The organism is Streptomyces sp. NPDC000983, assembly GCF_040299205.1.
Taxonomy (GTDB): Bacteria; Actinomycetota; Actinomycetes; order Streptomycetales; family Streptomycetaceae; genus Streptomyces.
Window position 1 is genome coordinate 25773 of sequence record NZ_JBEPBM010000024.1, and the last position, 16492, is coordinate 42264.

The 16492-nt window shown below is 72.4% G+C and carries 14 protein-coding genes; 7 read left to right on the plus strand and 7 right to left on the minus strand.

Annotation, left to right across the window (positions count from 1 at the left end):
• Positions 1 to 61 precede the first annotated feature (61 nt).
• Positions 62 to 1468 (plus strand): PspC domain-containing protein, encoded by a 1407-nt coding sequence (locus ABT296_RS25290; RefSeq protein WP_351930930.1) that lies wholly within the window; start codon positions 62 to 64, stop codon positions 1466 to 1468.
• Entirely contained in the window at positions 1455 to 1715 is a 261-nt protein-coding gene (locus ABT296_RS25295) for a hypothetical protein (RefSeq protein WP_351930931.1), read from the plus strand. The genes ABT296_RS25290 and ABT296_RS25295 overlap by 14 nt, the downstream gene beginning before the upstream one ends.
• 61 nt (positions 1716 to 1776) lie before the next feature.
• Here the strand turns inward: ABT296_RS25295 and ABT296_RS25300 are convergent, their stop codons facing one another.
• Positions 1777 to 2304 carry a DoxX family protein gene (locus ABT296_RS25300; RefSeq protein ID WP_351930932.1) on the minus strand — a complete coding sequence of 176 codons (528 nt, stop codon included), beginning with the start codon at positions 2302 to 2304 and terminating at the stop codon, positions 1777 to 1779.
• A gap of 197 nt (positions 2305 to 2501) precedes the next feature.
• A complete protein-coding gene (locus ABT296_RS25305; RefSeq protein WP_351930933.1) occupies positions 2502 to 3785 on the minus strand; it encodes a hypothetical protein in 1284 nt (427 codons plus the stop codon).
• 166 nt (positions 3786 to 3951) lie between these two features.
• On the opposite strand from ABT296_RS25305, the gene ABT296_RS25310 reads away from it, so the two are divergent.
• On the plus strand, positions 3952 to 4842 hold the full coding sequence (locus ABT296_RS25310) for a DUF4429 domain-containing protein (protein WP_351930934.1): 891 nt from the start codon (positions 3952 to 3954) through the stop codon (positions 4840 to 4842).
• A 6-nt stretch (positions 4843 to 4848) separates the two neighbouring features.
• On the opposite strand, the gene ABT296_RS25315 is transcribed toward ABT296_RS25310, so the two are convergent.
• On the minus strand, positions 4849 to 5643 hold the full coding sequence (locus tag ABT296_RS25315) for a class II aldolase/adducin family protein (protein WP_351930935.1): 795 nt from the start codon (positions 5641 to 5643) through the stop codon (positions 4849 to 4851).
• A 180-nt stretch (positions 5644 to 5823) separates the two neighbouring features.
• Between ABT296_RS25315 and ABT296_RS25320 the strand changes: the two genes are divergently transcribed.
• Positions 5824 to 6435, plus strand: coding sequence for a hypothetical protein (locus ABT296_RS25320; protein WP_351930936.1), 612 nt, complete (start codon positions 5824 to 5826; stop codon positions 6433 to 6435).
• A gap of 72 nt (positions 6436 to 6507) precedes the next feature.
• Complete coding sequence (locus ABT296_RS25325; RefSeq protein ID WP_351930937.1) at positions 6508 to 6981, plus strand: pyridoxamine 5'-phosphate oxidase family protein; 474 nt, start codon at positions 6508 to 6510, stop codon at positions 6979 to 6981.
• A 19-nt stretch (positions 6982 to 7000) separates the two neighbouring features.
• On the opposite strand, the gene guaA is transcribed toward ABT296_RS25325, so the two are convergent.
• Positions 7001 to 8575 (minus strand): glutamine-hydrolyzing GMP synthase, encoded by a 1575-nt coding sequence (gene guaA / locus ABT296_RS25330; protein WP_351930938.1) that lies wholly within the window; start codon positions 8573 to 8575, stop codon positions 7001 to 7003.
• 317 nt (positions 8576 to 8892) lie between these two features.
• Between guaA and ABT296_RS25335 the strand changes: the two genes are divergently transcribed.
• Together ABT296_RS25335 and ABT296_RS25340 are read left to right on the plus strand one after the other, a co-directional pair.
• Positions 8893 to 9234, plus strand: a complete 342-nt coding sequence (locus ABT296_RS25335; protein ID WP_351930939.1) for a chorismate mutase — start codon at positions 8893 to 8895, stop codon at positions 9232 to 9234.
• A gap of 696 nt (positions 9235 to 9930) precedes the next feature.
• The gene (locus tag ABT296_RS25340) at positions 9931 to 10977 is read left to right on the plus strand and encodes an LAETG motif-containing sortase-dependent surface protein (RefSeq protein WP_351930940.1); all 1047 of its coding nucleotides are present in this window, start codon (positions 9931 to 9933) and stop codon (positions 10975 to 10977) included.
• 98 nt (positions 10978 to 11075) lie between these two features.
• Here ABT296_RS25340 and ABT296_RS25345 read toward each other — a convergent pair whose 3' ends face one another.
• The 3 genes from ABT296_RS25345 to ABT296_RS25355 form a co-directional block, all read right to left on the minus strand.
• Positions 11076 to 12851: a GMC oxidoreductase gene (locus tag ABT296_RS25345; RefSeq protein WP_351930941.1), complete on the minus strand. Its 1776-nt coding sequence runs from the start codon at positions 12849 to 12851 to the stop codon at positions 11076 to 11078.
• Positions 12852 to 12948: 97 nt separating this feature from the next.
• Positions 12949 to 14562 carry a succinic semialdehyde dehydrogenase gene (locus ABT296_RS25350; protein WP_351930942.1) on the minus strand — a complete coding sequence of 538 codons (1614 nt, stop codon included), beginning with the start codon at positions 14560 to 14562 and terminating at the stop codon, positions 12949 to 12951.
• Between the two features lie 104 nt (positions 14563 to 14666).
• Positions 14667 to 16475 (minus strand): serine/threonine-protein kinase, encoded by a 1809-nt coding sequence (locus ABT296_RS25355; RefSeq protein WP_351930943.1) that lies wholly within the window; start codon positions 16473 to 16475, stop codon positions 14667 to 14669.
• Between the last annotated feature and the right edge of the window lie 17 nt (positions 16476 to 16492).

Genomic DNA, 16492 nt, shown 5'->3' on the forward strand with positions numbered 1-16492 from the left:
CAGGGTCCGGCCAGGGTCGTTCCCACTGCCGCTGGGCCGTCGCGGCCGTCACCATGGACACATGACTGATCACGAGCACGCCGCGATGGGTCCGGGACCCGGCTCCGGCCCGCGCCCCGCCGCGGGCGCCGGGCCGGGGGCTGCCGCGCCCGGCGCGGGCGCGGGGCGTGCGAACCCGCGGGAAGAGGGGGGCGGCGCGGAGCCGCCCGGCCGGTTCCGCCGGGACCGGCCGCACAAGATGCTCGCCGGGGTGTGCGCCGGCCTCGGCCGGCAGTGCGACATGGACCCGGTGATCTTCCGGATCACCCTGGCGGTGCTCTCCGCGACCGGCGGCCTCGGCCTGATCTTCTACGGCTTCGCCTGGCTCTTCGTGCCCTACGAGGACGACGAGGAGAACGAGGTCCGCAAGCTCCTGACCGGCCGGGTCGACGGGCAGGCCCTGACGGCGGTGCTGTTCGCGCTGGTCGGGTGCGGGGTGTTCCTGACCATGCTGAGCAACGGCGGGGTGCTGAGCTTCGCCGTCATACTCTCCCTGCTGCTCGCGGGCGCCGGGTACTGGTCGCGGCAGCGGGGCGGCGCGGACCCCGATCCGCTCGCCGCGCAGGCCGTCGCCGACGCCCCGCCGGAGGCGAAGGCGCCCCCGGTGCCCACCGCCTACCCCTCCTGGTGGCGCGACCCGATCGTCAAGGACGGCACCCACGACGGAGGCACCGGCTATCTGTGGGGCCCCCGTGAGTCGCGTGACCGGGATGTCGCGGCGGCCGTCACCATCGGCCGCGGCGTCACCGGCCGCCACGACCCGCGCACCCGCCGCCCGGAGCCGCCGAAGCCGCGGGGCCCGCGCTGGACGGGCGGCTGGATCCTGCTGCTGGCCCTGTTCGCGGGCGCCCTGGGCACGCGTGCGAGCTGGGACGAGCACCCGCTCGGCACCAGCCTCCAGACCGGCCTGGCCTGTGCGCTGCTGGTGTTCGGGCTGGGCATCGCGGTCAGCTCCTTCCTGGGGCGCACCGGCGCCGGGTCCATATTCCTCGCGGTCGTCACCGCGGGTCTGCTGGCCGCCTCCGCCGCCCTGCCCAAGGACATCGGCACCGAGTGGATACGCACGACCTGGCAGCCGGCCACCGTGGCGGCCGTCCAGGACCGGTACGACCTCGGCACGGGTGTCGGCACGCTGGATCTGAGCGCGCTGGACGTCGCCGAGGGGAAGACGGTGAGCACCAGCGCAGACGTGGGCGTCGGCCGGGTGAAGGTGATCGTTCCGCCGGACGTCACCGTGAAGGCGAGCATCGACGTCGGTGTGGGCGACATCCAGCTGCCGGGCGACGACAAGAAGGACGTGGACGTGGAGCCGGGCAAGCACCAGGAGGTGACGCTGCGGCCCGCCAAGGGCGCCGACGCCGCGGGCACCATCGAGATCGACCTGAACGTCGGGATAGGCCAGGCGGAGGTCAGCCGTGCTGCGTCATGAGTTCCAGCCCGGGCGACTGGTCGCGGGCGCGTTCCTGGCCCTCGCGGGAGTGATCTACGTCGGTGACGCGGGCGGGGCCTGGGAGACACCGTGGTTCGTGGTGATCCCGGTGGTGCTGGGTGGCCTCGGCCTGGCCGGCACGGTCACCGTGCTGACGGGGGACATACGCAGGCGTCGCCGGGAGGGCCGTACCGATGGGGACGGCTCCACGGCGGCGCATCCCGAGCGGCCGGGCCCGTCCCGCTAGCCGGACCGGGCGCCCGCCACCACCACCGCGGTCGCGGACACTCGCTCCGGCGGGGTGCCGCCTACTGGTATCCGGCCCGCTGCCGCCGCCGGGCCCGGATCATGGCGTCGAGGGAGAGATAGGGGGCGCCGGCGAGGACGAGGGGCAGCCAGGCCATCAAGTAGGCAAGATCGTTGCCGTAGTAATACGGCTCCGCCGCCCAGCTGACCGTCAGCCACAGGCTGAGGGAGATCAGGGCGCCGCCCAGGGCGGCGACACGGGCGAACAGGCCGAGGAGGGTGCCGATGCCGACGGCCAGTTCGCCGAGGGCGATGGCGTAACCGAAGGCGACGGGGTTGTCCAGGGCGGCGTCGACCATCGCGGGGATGGCGGAGGAGTCGCGGACGGCGCGCATCATGTCGCCGATGGAGCCGGACCCGGAGTCCTTCAGGAAGGCGCTGTCGGTGAGCTTGTCGAGGGCGGCGTAGACGAAGGTGACGCCGAGGAAGATCCGCAACGGGAGAAGGCAGTAGCGGGTGGCCAGCTCACGCCAGTCGTGGCCGCCGTCCAGATAGGGGTCATGCGTGTCGGTACGGAAGCCGTGAGTCATCGGTGCCGCCTCTCGCCCGTCGGGACGTGCCCCTCAAAGGACGATACGTACACCGACCGGAGCCCGCTCAATCCTGACCCGCCCATTCTCACCGGCTCGACCGGATTTCGCCCCCGCCTGTCCACCGGTCGACGGCCGAGGTCAGCGGACCCGGCCCGCCGTCGGCAGCCCGGACCGCAACCGCACGGGGCCCCCGCTCAGTCCGTCACGTCGATCGCGTAGCGGTTGGTCTCCACGCCCGCCGCGGTGATCACCTGGACCTCGACCCGTCCGGGCTCCACGTCCGCCGGGACGGGCACGGTCAGCACGGCGTCCGTCGGGTTGCTGAAGCCCCCGGTCACCGGGACGAGCGGGACATGGACATGGACGGTGCCGACGCGGACGGTCATCCGGGACAGCCGTTCCGCGCCCTGCGCGCCGGGCGGTACGAAGCCGGCGCCGCGGATCTCGATGTCGTCGCCGGTCCGGATGGGGGCGTCGAGGTCGCCGGCCTCGCGGGAGCGCACGACGGAGAGGATGATGGGGCGGCCGCCCTCGGCGTACTTGCCGGCGACGTAGGTGGCCGCGGAGATCAGGACCAGTACCGCCAGACCCCAGGGCAGGTCGGGGAGCTGGTCGGGGCGACGGGCGAGGCGGACGGCGGCGAACAGCAGGGCGACGGCGCTGATCACGACGTACTGGATGTCGGCGAAGGTGCCGCGTCCGGCGTCGTCGGTGAGGAGGTCGGCCGCGCGGGGCCGGTCGGCGCGGACCTTCTGCAGCCGCTGTCCCAGGACCCGCAGCCCGACGACGCGGCGGACCAGTACGGCGATGGCGCAGACCACCGCGAGGACCGTCACCACCCCGGCGCCGCGGGCGAGTTCGAGGCCGGAGATGAGGGCGTCGCGTTCGGCGGGGTCGGAGGCGACGGCGAGGCGGCCGACCAGGACCAGCACCGCGTAGGCCACGAACAGCACCCAGACCGCGGCGACCGCACGGGAGGTGGACAGGCGGTTGTCCTCGCCGATGACGGGGGCCAGGGAGCCGCCCCGGGCGCGGTGGAACCAGGAGGCCGCCGTCAGGGCCCCGGCGGTGATCACCGCGGCGAGGAGTCCGGCGGTGCGGGCGCTGCTCCAGCCCGTGCCGACCGCGGTGAGCGCCTGCGCGAGGAGCAGCAGGACCACCAGGCCCCACACGGTGAACGCGGTGCGGTGCCACAGCCGGGCCAGCCATGCCTCGCCCTCGGCGCGGCCGCGTTCGGCGACCAGTTCGGCGGACTGGGTGAGTTCTTCCGAGACCCACTGCCGGGACGCCGAGGCGGAGTGCGCCACCGCCGCCGGGACTCCTTGTCCGGCGGCGAACTCGTCCCGTTTCACCAGGAACTCGGCCACCGCGCGCCGGTGTCCGGCCCGCGCCCCGTGCGGACAGTCCCCGCAGGTGCAGCCACCCGCGTGCGCTCCCGCGCCCGCGTCCGAGCCCTGTCTCGCCTCCTGCACCGCCACGTCCGACGCCTGCCTTCCCCGCGCTCCGTACCGCCACAACTCCATTGCAATGACAGCGAATTGTGCCCTACGCCACGGGGGGTCCGGCGGGCAGGTCCGGTCCGTGGGAAGCCGGTCCGCGGCGAGGTCGCGGGCCTCGTGTTGACCCGGCTGGGAGAATCCCCCCATGGCCGAGATCATCCAGCGCGACGGGTCCTGGGCCTTCGACGGCGGCACGGTGCGGATCACCCCGGGGCTGCACCGTTCGGTGTCCCTGTTCCGGCGGACGTACGGGGAGATCGCGGTCCCGCTGGAGGCGGTGGCCGGTGTCGCCTTCGAGCCGGAGCGCAGGCGCGGCAGGCTGCGGATGCGGCTGCGCGAGGGGGCCGATCCGCTCCTCCAGGCGACGGGCGGGCGGCTGCCGGAACCGGCGGACCCGTACCGGCTGGCGGTGGAGGCGGACGGGGCGGGGGCGGCGGAGTACGTGGTCGAGGAGATCCGTCGCTCGCTGCTGCTGGACCAGGTCCCCGGCGAGCCGACGAAGGCGTATCTGCTGCCCGGGCCGCCGGTCCCGGTCGCGGTGCGTTCCTCGGACGGCACGGTCTCCTTCGACGGTGGCCGGATCCGGGTGGACTGGGCCGACACCTCCGACCGGGTCAAGCGGGCGACCGGGCCGCGGATTCTCGGTATCGCCGAGGTCTCGGCGGTGGAGTGGCTGCCCAACACCGGTCACGAGGACGGCTTTCTGCGGTTCGTGACCCGGGAGACGGCGTTCGCGAAGCTCCCGCCGGAGAAGGACCCGTACGCCCTCGATCTGTGGGGCAGCGCCCGGCGCGATCTGCTCACCGCGCTCGTCGCCACCGCGGTGACCGCGCGGCTCCCGCACCCCTCCACCCGGACCGGCGGCGGTCACGCCGAGCGGGCCCGTCCGACCGCCGCGACCGTGCCGTCGCCGCCCGCCGACCGTCACGACGTGCTGCTGCGCAGGCTGCGGGAGCTGGGCGAGCTGTACCGCGACGGGGTGCTGACGGACGAGGAGTTCACGCTGACCAAGGCCGCCGTCCTGCGGGACTTCTAGACAGGCTCAGCTCAGCAGGTCCGGTTCGCTGCGGCTGATGTCCTGCCACATGGGCTGGTAGTTGATCCACGCGACCAGGTCGCCGCCGAGCTGTTCCCGGGTGGCGACCGCCGCCTTGTGGTCGATCAGGACGGGCCGGCCCGCCGCCCTCGCGGTGAGCTGCACCTGGCAGGAGCGCTCCAGGGACAGGAACCACCAGGCCGCCGCGTCCACCGAGTCCCCCACGGTGAGCAGCCCGTGGTTGCGCAGGACCAGCGCCTTGCGGGAGCCGAGCGCGCCGGCGATGCGGCGGCCCTCGACGGTGTCCACGGCGACTCCGCTGTAGGCGTCGTAGAGGGCGATGTCCTCGTAGAAGGCGCAGCTCTCCTGGGTGATCGGGTCGAGGAGTTCGCCGAGGGCGGCGAGGGCGCGGCCGTGCACGGAGTGGCAGTGGGCGACGGCGACGACGTCGGGGCGTGCGGCGTGCACCTGGGCGTGGACGGTGAAGGCGGCCTGGTTGACGTGGTAGCGGCCCTCGACGACCTGCCCGTCGGAGTTGGCCAGGACGAGGTCACTGACGGTGACGTGCCGGAAGGGCATCCCGAAGGGGTTCACCCAGAAGCAGTCGGAGTACTCCGGGTCGCGTGCGGTGATGTGCCCGGAGACACCGTCCTCGAAGCCGAGCCGCCCGAAGACCCGCAGCGCGCCGGCGAGCCGTTCCTTGCGGTGCCGGCGTTCGTCCTCGGCCGACTCGTGCATCGGCGGCATGGCGAAGCGCAGCCGGTCGGTGGGGAGCGGAAGCGGTGGGGTGGGCCCGGGCATGTGGCAGCCTCCTGCGCTGGTCCTTTACGGCCCGGAAGTTACCTTCGGTCAGGGCAAAAGGGCAGGGCCGAGTTGTAAAGATGACGCACAACCCTTTCAGGGGCTGGGCGGTCTGGTATCCGGAATCAGTAGTTCAGCGTCATTTTTCAGCCAGAATCGCCAGGAATGCCAGGAGTCCCCGTGAGCATCGCCGACCGTCATGTCTCCGCCCTCATGCGGCAGCTCGCCTCGCAGGACGTGGTCGAGCTCATCCACCCCTTCGCCGAGTGGGAGACCATCGGCGCGCTCGCCTACATCGCCGAGTGCTACGGCTTCCGGTACGCGGACGTCCGGCACATCGGCAAGCAGAAGATGCTCTGCGTCCGCATGGTCCGTGACTTCGACCCGCGGGCCCAGCAGCGCGCGGCGGCCAACGCGGCCGCGTTCCCGCAGGCGGGCGCGGGCGGCCCGGTGCCCGGCATGTACCAGGGCTCCCTGACGCCGGTGCCCGAGGCGCAGCCGGATGTCGACCTGATCGCCACGCTCATCCGGTACGACGCCCTCGGCGCCGCCGCCAACCGCAAGCAGCTGATCACCATGTCCTGGGCGTTCCCGCTGCTGTTCGTGCTGCTGGCCGCGGTCACCGGGAAGTTCGCGGTGCTGCTCACGCTCGCCGCGCTGACCCCGGCGTTCCTGCTGCTCACCCTGCGCATCAACACGGCCCGCCGCGCCAAGCTCGCCGAGCGCCTGACCGCGGCCGGCTGCACGCCGGTGCGCGACGAGCAGGGCGCGGAGCGGTTCGTACGCCCCTGAGCGCCGCACCCCGCCCCCGGAGCCCGGGATATCCGGACAGCGGGTGTCGGGATTCGGCGCGAGACTCGGCGTATGACGAACAGCTGGGCCGACCTGACCGCCGCCGAACCCGACCTCGCGAGGACCGTCGAGGAGCGCTTCGGCGCCTTCACGCACCATGTCCTCGCCACCCTCCGCAAGGACGGCTCCCCGCGCACCACCGGGCTCGAGGTGACCTTCCGCGGCGGCGGGCTGTGGCTCGGCATGATGCCGAACTCTCTCAAGGCGCTCGACCTGCGCCGCGACCCGCGTTTCGCGCTCCAGGCGAACCCCGGGGAGGGCCAGTCGATGGGCGGCGGTGACGTCCGGATCAGCGGCCGGGCGTTCGAGGTCGAGGACCCGGCGGAGAAGGCCGCGTACAGCGAAGAGGTGGAACCGCCGGAGCCGTTCCACCTCTTCCGTACCGAGCTGACGGAGGTCGTCCGGACCTGGGTGGAGGACGAGAAGTACCTCGTCCTCCAGGTCTGGAAGCCCGGTCAGCCGACGCGCCTGATCAAGCGCACCTAGGCGTACCCACGGGGAGCGCCTACTCCCACTCGATGGTGCCCGGCGGCTTCGACGTCACGTCGAGGACCACTCGGTTGACGTCCCGCACCTCGTTGGTGATCCGGGTGGAGATCTTCGCCAGGACGTCGTACGGCAGGCGCGACCAGTCGGCCGTCATGGCGTCCTCGGAGGAGACCGGGCGCAGCACGATCGGGTGGCCGTAGGTGCGGCCGTCGCCCTGGACGCCGACCGAGCGGACGTCGGCGAGCAGGACCACCGGGCACTGCCAGATGTCGCGGTCGAGGCCGGCCGCGGTCAGCTCCTCGCGGGCGATGGCGTCGGCCTCGCGCAGCAGGTCCAGGCGCTCCCGGGTGACCTCGCCCACGATGCGGATGCCGAGGCCGGGGCCGGGGAACGGCTGGCGCTGGACGATCTCCTCGGGCAGGCCCAGCTCCTGGCCGACCATGCGGACCTCGTCCTTGAACAGCTGGCGCAGCGGCTCGACGAGCTCGAACTCGATGTCGTCGGGGAGGCCGCCGACGTTGTGGTGGGACTTGATGTTGGCGGTGCCGGTGCCGCCGCCGGACTCGACGATGTCCGGGTAGAGGGTGCCCTGCACCAGGAAGGCGACCTCGGGGCCGTCCTCCTGGAGGATCTCCAGCTGCGCCTGCTCGAACACGCGGATGAACTCGCGGCCGATGATCTTGCGCTTGGTCTCCGGGTCGGAGACGCCGGCCAGCGCGTCGAGGAACCGCTCCTGCGCGTCGACGACCTTCAGGTTGGCGCCGGTGGCGGCCACGAAGTCCTTCTCGACCTGCTCGGTCTCGTTCTTGCGCATCAGACCGTGGTCGACGTAGACGCAGGTCAGCTGGGAGCCGATGGCCTTCTGCACGAGGGCGGCGGCCACCGCGGAGTCGACGCCGCCGGACAGGCCGCAGATGGCGCGCTTGTCGCCGACCTGGGCGCGGATCGCGGCGACCTGCTCCTCGATGACGTTGCCCGTGGTCCACGACGGGGTGAGACCGGCGCCGCGGTAGAGGAAGTGCTCCAGCACCTGCTGGCCGTGCGTGGAGTGCATGACCTCGGGGTGGTACTGGACGCCGTAGAGCTTCTTGTCGTCGTTCTCGAAGGCGGCGACCGGGACGACGTCCGTGGACGCGGTGACGGTGAAGCCCTCGGGGGCGGCGGAGCAGGCGTCGCCGTGCGACATCCACACGTGCTGCTCGTCCGGGGTGCCCTCGAAGAGGGTGGAGGCGGAGCGGGAGACGTGCAGGTCGGTGCGGCCGTACTCGCGGGCGCCGGTGTTGTCGACGGTGCCGCCGAGGCTCTGCGCCATCAGCTGGAAGCCGTAGCACATGCCGAAGACGGGGACGCCGGCCTCGAACAGCGCGCGGTCGAGGCGGGGGGCGCCCGGCTCGTAGACCGACGAGGGGCCGCCGGAGAGGATGATCGCCGCCGGGTTCTTGGCGAGCATCTCCGCGACCGGCATGGTGCTCGGCACGATCTCGCTGTAGACCCGGGCCTCGCGGACGCGGCGGGCGATGAGCTGGGCGTACTGCGCGCCGAAGTCGACGACCAGGACGGTGTCGGGGGCGGCGTGGGTCGCTGGTGACACGGGTTGCCTTCCGGCGGCTTGACAAGGGCTGTGGCACCGATTCTAACGGGGCGCCCACCACCGGATCGCGTCTCGGGACGTCTCAGGATGCGAACCGGTTTGGGCGGTCACCGTGCGGGACTGCATACTGACCGCATGCTCACGCAGACGACCTTCCTCTTTACCTATGGCAACCGGCCCGCCGGCTGCCATGGTCGTGCCGCTTGAGCTACTGACAAGCGACTTCCCAGGCGCCCCGGGCCGACAAGGCCCGGGGCGTCTGTCGTGTCCGGGCCTTGCCGATCCGGGGCACCCCACCCCGTACAGGAGCCCCCTTCATGACCACCACCGCCACGGACAAGAGCACCGCCACGGACAGGACCGGCGCCATCGACAGGACCACCGCCGCGGAGAAGACCGGTGCCCGCACCGACGAGGCCGCCTCCGTGATCACCGGCGCCCGGGAGCGCATCGACGCGCTGGACGACCGGATCATCGGCCTGATCCAGGAACGGGTGGCCGTCTCGGCCGTCATCCAGGAGGCCCGGATCACCTCCGGCGGGCGCCGGGTGAACCTCTCCCGCGAGATGGAGATCCTCGACCACTACCGCGAGGCGCTCGGCAAGCCGGGTACGGCGCTGGCGATGACGCTGCTCGAACTGTGCCGCGGTCGCATCTGAGTTCGGGCGCACCCTCACCCGTACGGCGCGTGACCGGGACGCCCGGCGCTTCGTTGGAGCTGTTGTCCGTGTCACCCAGAGGCGGGCCCGAAAGAACCACGCGTGGCTTCGCTGGAGCGGTGAGACGTACGGATCGTGCCGTGCGTCGTGGGACCTCGCTCCAGTCAAGTGACCGGACGGCAGGGGACAGCAGCCCGGTCACCCAAGAGACGGTCGGCTCCGGGGACGCCCGGGGCCGACCGGCGGGAACCCGGCCCGTCCCCCAGGTCCCGTCGGCGACGACCCGTCGCACCCATGCCGAGACCGGCACAGCAGACCAGCGGCGCAACCCCCCGGCGCCGCTCCCCGGCACCGACGCTGCCCTGACGTCGGTGCTGACGGAAGAAGGGCCCCGCGGATCCGTCCCGCGGGGCCCTTCGCCATGTCCGGCACCGGCCCGCCGGCCCGCCCGCCCGTCGGCCCGTCGGCCCGACGACGTCATGCCGGAACCCATGCAGCCACCCCGAGGCATGTGCCGAGCGCACATGCCTGTGACGCGTGACACATAAGAAAGCCGTAAGCGGGACCGCAACCATCGGCGGGGCTCGTGGATCAAACCAGGCGTACCAAGGGCCACATCCGCGCCCCCATCGCGGAGGCCTCACCCACATCGTGCGCCGGAACGCCTCCGCGCGCGCCGTACACCTTGAGGTCTTCATGAAGCTTCGCCGCGCCCTGGCCGCCGCGGCCGCGACGGCCGCCATAGCGCCGATCGCGCTGCTGTCCGCCCCCGCCGCGTTCGCCACGGACGACGTGACGCCGTCGCCGTCGGCGACGGAGAGCACGCCGAGCGCGCCGGAGACCACCCCCGAGACCACGCCGTCCGAGACGGAGTCGACGCCGGCCGACGAGGAGACCTCGCCCGCGCCCGCCGACTCCTCCCCGGCGGCCGGGGAGAGCAGCCCGGCCCCGGCCGACAGCAGCCCCGCCGCCGGTGAGAGCTCCCCCGCGCCGTCCGAGAGCACCCCGTCCGACGAGGAGTCGGAGGACGAGGACGACGACGAGGTCGTCGTCGAGGAGTGCCCGGTCGACGAGTACGGCGACCCGGTCTACGACATCAGCCAGGTGCTGCACAGCTCGCTGAGCGGCCTGCCCGAGACCGTCGTGGCCGGCAGCGGCTGGACGAACTTCAAGTTCAACGTCAGCAACTCCGGCGACGAGAGGATCGAGAACATCCTGCCCGTCGTCGGTGTCGCCGCGATGGACTGGGAGCTGGAGGACGACTACACCGACCTGATCACCGTGCAGGTCAGGAGCGGCGGCACCTGGGTCGACCTGGCCACCCAGTTCGGCGAGGGCGGCGCGCTCAACACCTTCACCCTCGAGGGCGGCCAGTCGATCAGCTACGACCTGCGGCTGAACATCAGCCGTGACGTCCCGAGCGCGATCGGCATCGCCATCGGTCTGGCGGAGTACTCCACCGAGGACGCCTGCTGGACCTCCGAGGACGAGAACTACGGCATCTACTTCTTCGAGGTCCTGCCGGCCGGTTCCGACGCGGGGAAGCCGGACGACTCCAAGCCGCAGACCGGCGGCAAGGACGAGATCACCGACGTCGACGAGGTCGACGTCGACGGTGAGCTGGCCGAGACCGGTTCGGACTCGAACCTGCCGGTCGTCGCGACCATCGGCGGTATCGCGGTGCTCGCCGGTACCGGTGTGGTCTTCGCGATGAGGCGCCGTCAGGAGGGCGCCGAGGCGTAAGCCCCGGCATCCCGGCACAAGCAAGGAGAGGACCTGCGCTCGGAGGGGGGCGCAGGTCCTTTTCCTTTGCCGTCACTTGTTCGCGTGACGCACCCGCGTCACTTCTTCGGCGGCACCGTCGGCATCCCCAGGAACGGCAGCCGCAGCGCGCCGAAGGCGTCCGCCGGGACCGCGGGCGTCTTCGGCTCGACGGCCTGGAGCCGCTCGTAGGGCAGGTGCTGCTCGGGACGGGTGTCCGGCTCGCCCTTGTTGGGCCAGTACGACATCGCCCGCTCGGCCTGCGCGGTGATGGTCAGCGAGGGGTTCACGCCGAGGTTCGCGGAGACCGCGGCGCCGTCGACCACCGAGATGCCCGGGTGCCCGTAGAGGCGGTGGTACGGGTCGATGACGCCGTTCTCGGGCGAGGAACCGATGGGGCAGCCGCCCAGGAAGTGCGCGGTGAGCGGGGTGCCCATCAGCTCGCCGATGTTGGAGCCGGCGAAGCCGTTGATCGACTCCGCGAGCGCTGTGGCGCCGTCCGTGGCGGCCTTGATCTGCATCGGGTTGGGCGCGCCGTGGCCCTGCCGGGCGGTGAGCATGCCCTTGCCGACGCCGTCCGGTTTCAGGTACGTCGTCAGGGAGTTGTCGAGCGACTGCATCACCAGGCCGATGATGGTCCGCTCCGACCAGCGCCGGTTGGACAGGGAGCGCAGGACGAGCATCGGGTGCCGTACGGCGTTGCCGAGCCAGGCCGCGAACCTGGACGCGCCCTCGGTGTAGGGCACTTGGAGGATCGTCAGGCTGCCCATGGAGTTGGAGCCCTTGCCGTAGCGGACCGGCTCGATGTGCGTGCTGGCGTCGGGGTGGACGGAGGAGGTGATGGCGACGCCCCGGGTGAAGTCGACCTTCTTCTCGCCGGTGGCCCTGCGGTAGCGCCGGTTGTCGGTCTGCGCGCCCACCAGGGCCTCGGAGTTGGTCCGGGTCAGCTCGCCGAGGCGCGGCGAGAGGTACGGCAGCCGCCCGCTCGCCTTCATCCGGTGCAGCAGGGTCTGGGTGCCGTAGGTGCCGGCGGCGAGGACGACCCGGCGGGCCTTGAAGGTGCGGCCCTCGCCCTTGCGGCGCCGGCCCGTGGGGACGGTGGTGACGGCGTAGCCGTCCTGGGAGTCACCGGTCACCGAGACGACCGTGGTCATCGGGTGCACGACCGCGCCGGCCTTCTCGGCGAGGTGGAGGTAGTTCTCGTTGAGGGTGTTCTTGGCGCCGTGGCGGCAGCCCGTCATGCACTCGCCGCACTCGGTGCAGGCGCTGCGCTCCGGGCCGGCGCCGCCGAAGTAGGGGTCGGCGACCTTCTCGCCCGGCTTCGCCCGGGTGCCCTGCCCGTCCTCGCCGTCGCCGAAGAACACGCCGACCGGCGCCATGTGGAAGGTGTCCCCGGCGCCCATCCGCTGGGCGGCGTCCTTCAGATGGACGTCCGAGGGCGTCATCGTCGGGTTGAGCCGCACCCCGAGCATGCGCTTGGCCTGGTCGTAGTACGGGCGCAGTTCCTCCTGCCAGTCGGTGATGTCCCGCCACTGCGGGTCCTCGAAGAACGGAGTCGGCGGCACGTAGAGGGTGTTGGCGTAGTTGAGCGAGCCGCCCCCGACGCCGGCGCCGGCCAGGACCATGACGTTGCCGAGCAGGTGGATGCGCTGGATGCCGAAGAGCCCGAGCTTCGGCGCCCAGAGGTAGTTCTTCAGGTCCCAGGAGTTCTTCGGCAGGCTGTCCCGGGTGAAGCGGCGTCCTGCCTCCAGGACCCCGACGGTGTAACCCTTCTCGGTCAGGCGCAGGGCGGTCACCGAACCGCCGAAGCCCGATCCGACGACGATGACGTCGTAGTCGTACGCGTCCAGAGGCACGTGCGTTCTCTCCTTTGAGCCAGCAGTGCGGCGGTGGTTCGGTGGTTCGGGGTGCTCCCCAAGGCTTCCCGGTGTGTCCGGGCGGCTCCGGGCGCTTCTAGCGGAAGCGGAAGGCCTTCATCAGGCGCAGGCTGCGGCTCATGAACGCCGCGTACTTCTCGTCGTCCATGCCGAGCGAGGGCGCCATGGGCAGCAGGCGCTGGTGGGCGACGGTCTGGGCCTCGGTGTACTTGAGGATGCCCTCCGAGCCGTGCCGGCGGCCGAGGCCGGAGTCCTTCATGCCGCCCATGGGCGACTGGACGCTGCCGTAGGCCGGGGCGTAGCCCTCGTTGACGTTGACCGTGCCGGTGCGCAGCCGGGCGGCGACCGCGCGGCCACGGCCGCCGTCCTTCGTCCAGACCGAGGAATTGAGCCCGTACGGCGTGGAGTTGGCGTGCTCGACGGCCTCGTCCTCGGTCCTGAAGCGGTAGATGGAGACGACCGGGCCGAAGGTCTCCTCGGTGCAGACCGCCATCGGCGCCTCGACGCCGTCGAGGATGGTCGGCTCGAAGAAGTACGGGCCGATGTCCGGGCGGGCGACACCGCCCGCGACGAGCTTGGCGCCCTTGGCGACGGCCTCCTCCACATGCCGCTTGACGGTCTCCAGCTGCCGCTCGCCGACCAGGGAGCCCATGTCGGCGCCGTAGGCGAGGGAGCTGCCGAGCCGCATCGCCCGGGTGCGGGCGGCGAAGCGCTCCAGGAAGGCGTCGGCGATCGACTCGTGGACGTAGAGCCGCTCGATGGAGATGCAGAGCTGGCCGGCGGAGGAGAAGCAGGCGCGTACGGCGCCCGCCGCGGCCTTCTCGATGTCGGCGTCCTCCAGGACCAGCATGGCGTTCTTGCCGCCGAGTTCGAGGGAGACGCCGACCAGGCGGGCGGCGGCGCCCTGGGCGACCTCGCGGCCGGTGCGGGTGGAGCCGGTGAAGGAGACGTAGTCGGCGTGGCGGACGACCTCGGGTCCGACGACCGGTCCCTCGCCGAGCACGACCTGGAAGACGTCGGCGGGCAGTCCGGCCTCGATGAGCAGGTCACGGGCCCACAGGGCGGTCAGGCAGGTCTCGGTGTCCGGCTTCATGACGACGGCGTTGCCGGCGACGAACGCGGGCAGGGCGTCGCCGACGGACAGCTCCAGCGGGTAGTTCCAGGGTGCGATCTGGCCGATGACGCCGCGCGGGTGGCGCAGTTCGGTCACCTTGGTGAGGGTCGGTATCGCGCCGGTGTGCCGCTTGGGGCGCAGGTAGGCGGCGGCCCTGCGGCCGTAGTGCCGGGAGGCGACGGCGACGGCCTGGACCTCCTCGTGGGCGTGCAGCCGGGCCTTGCCGGTCTCCAGCTGGATGAGGTCCAGCACCTCGGCCTGACGGGCCAGCACCAGGTCGTGGAAGCGCAGCAGCACGGCGGCGCGCTGCCGTACCGGGGTCTGCGCCCAGATCTCCTGGGCGGCGCGGGCCGCGGCGAACGCCTTCTCGACGTCCTCGGGGGTGGACTCGGGCAGGTCGGCCAGCTTCTCGCCGGTGTACGGCGAGTGGTTGGCGGTACGGCCCGAGCCGGTGACGCCCCGGGTCAGCTGGGCGACCAGCTCCGGGGTGACCACGTCGGCGGCGGTACGGGCGCCCTCCGGGGCGGGGGCGAGGGGGTTCGTGCCGGTCTGTGCCGGGGCCTGGGTCTCCGTCATGAGCCGCAGGGTATGCCGCGGCGAGGGCTTTGTGTACCCGTCGGTAACGGGGATTCACCGTCCGCTCACATGTTGCCAGTGAGCGCTGGCAACGAACGCGCTGATCAGGGCGTTGTGGCAATCGTGAGCCGGTCGCGGGCACTTTTGAAAACGGCGGTGCCGCGCTTCTCCTCGGCCGTGCCCTTGGGCATCTCGACGCGCAGTTCGTAGAGCCGGCCGTCGTCGGTGCGGACGAAGAGTTCCATCACGCGGCGCCGCAGCTCCGGCTCGCCGTAGGTGCTGTCGGACTGGACGGCCTCCCAGCCCCGGAAGCTCGTACGGGTGTACTGCGTCTGCGGGTCGTCGAAGAACTCCCAGGTCGCCGCGTGCTGCTCGGCCTGACGCATGGGCGTTCCGGGCGCCTTGTCCCACTGAGTGAGGCGGACCTGGACGGAGCCGGCCGCGTACTCGACGGCGCGGGGCTGGAAGGTGTCGCTGCCCTGCCGGGCGAACTCCTCGTACTGGTCGGGGAGGGCGAGCGTGGCGCCCATGGCCTTCTCGGGGTGGGCGGACCAGCCGGGGGTGGAGCCGGGGGTGCTCCCGGTGCTGCCTGTGCTGTCCGTGTTCCCGGTGCTGCCTGTGCTCCCGGTGCTGCCCGTGCTTCCGGTGCCTCGGGTGGTCGCGCCGGTGTCGGGGTGGGCCAGCAGGGCGATGCCCGTCCAGGCGGTGGCGACCAGGAGGGCGCCGACGCCGGCCAGGGGGAGCGGGCGGCGGTGCAGGGGGCGGCGGCGGGGCGGGGCGGAGGTGGCACCAGGGGGACGTATGACGGATATCGGCTCGGCGGACACCTCCCCGGGGAGGGGCTCGGCAGGTGCGGCCTCCCCGGCCAGGGGCTCGGCGGACGCCTCCCCGCGTATCGGCTCGGCGGACACGGGGCCGGCCCCCTCCCCCGCCGGCGCCCCGCCGGGCCTCGGCCCGACCCTCGTCTCGGGTTCCGCCGCCAGCCGCACCGTGCCGATGTCGTCCCCGAACTCCGCCAGCCGCGCGGCGTCCTGGGGCTCGGCCCCGACCGGGGGCTCCTCCGGGTCGCCCGGCCCACCGGCCACCGCCGCCAGGGCCGCCGCGCACTCCTCGGCGTCCGGGCGCAGCTCGGGTTCCTTCGCCAGCAGCCCGGCCAGCAGCGGGGTGAGGGCGCCGGCCCGTTCGGGCTCGGGCGGTTCGGCGGAGAGGATCGCGGCGAGCGTGGACTGCACCGTCGTACGGCGGAACGGGGACCATCCCTCCACGGCCGCGTACAGCAGGACGCCGAGGGACCACAGGTCGGAGGCGGGGCCGGCGGTGCGGCCGGACATGCGCTCGGGCGCGACGAACTCCAGGGAGCCGACGAACTCCCCGGTGGCGGTGAGGGACTCCTCGCCCTGGACATGGGCGATGCCGAAGTCGGTGAGGACGACCCTGCCGTGCCCGCCGATCAGCACGTTGGCGGGTTTCACGTCCCGGTGCACGATGCCGACGGAGTGCGCGGCGCGCAGCGCGCCGAGGACCGCGAGGCCGATCCGGGCCGTCTCGGCGGGCTCCACGGGGCCGCGCCGGAGCAACTCGTGCAGGGACTCGCCGCGGATCAACTCCATGACGATCCAGGGCAGTCCGTCCTCCTCCTCGACGACGACGTCGTGGATGGAGACGGCGGACGGATGGTCGACCCGGGCGGCGGCCCGCGCCTCGCGGTAGAGCCGGTGCGCGGCCCGCTGGTGGGCCTCGTCCTCCGGGTCGCCGGGCAACCGGGGCTGTTTCACGGCGACCTCGCGCTCGACCAGTTCGTCGTGCGCGCGCCACACCGTGCCCATGCCGCCCGAGCCGATGCGTTCGAGCAGCCGGTACCGGCCGCCGACCACCCGCTCCTCGGCGCCCCGGCCGACCCGCTTGTCACTCATGCGCCATGCCTACCGCG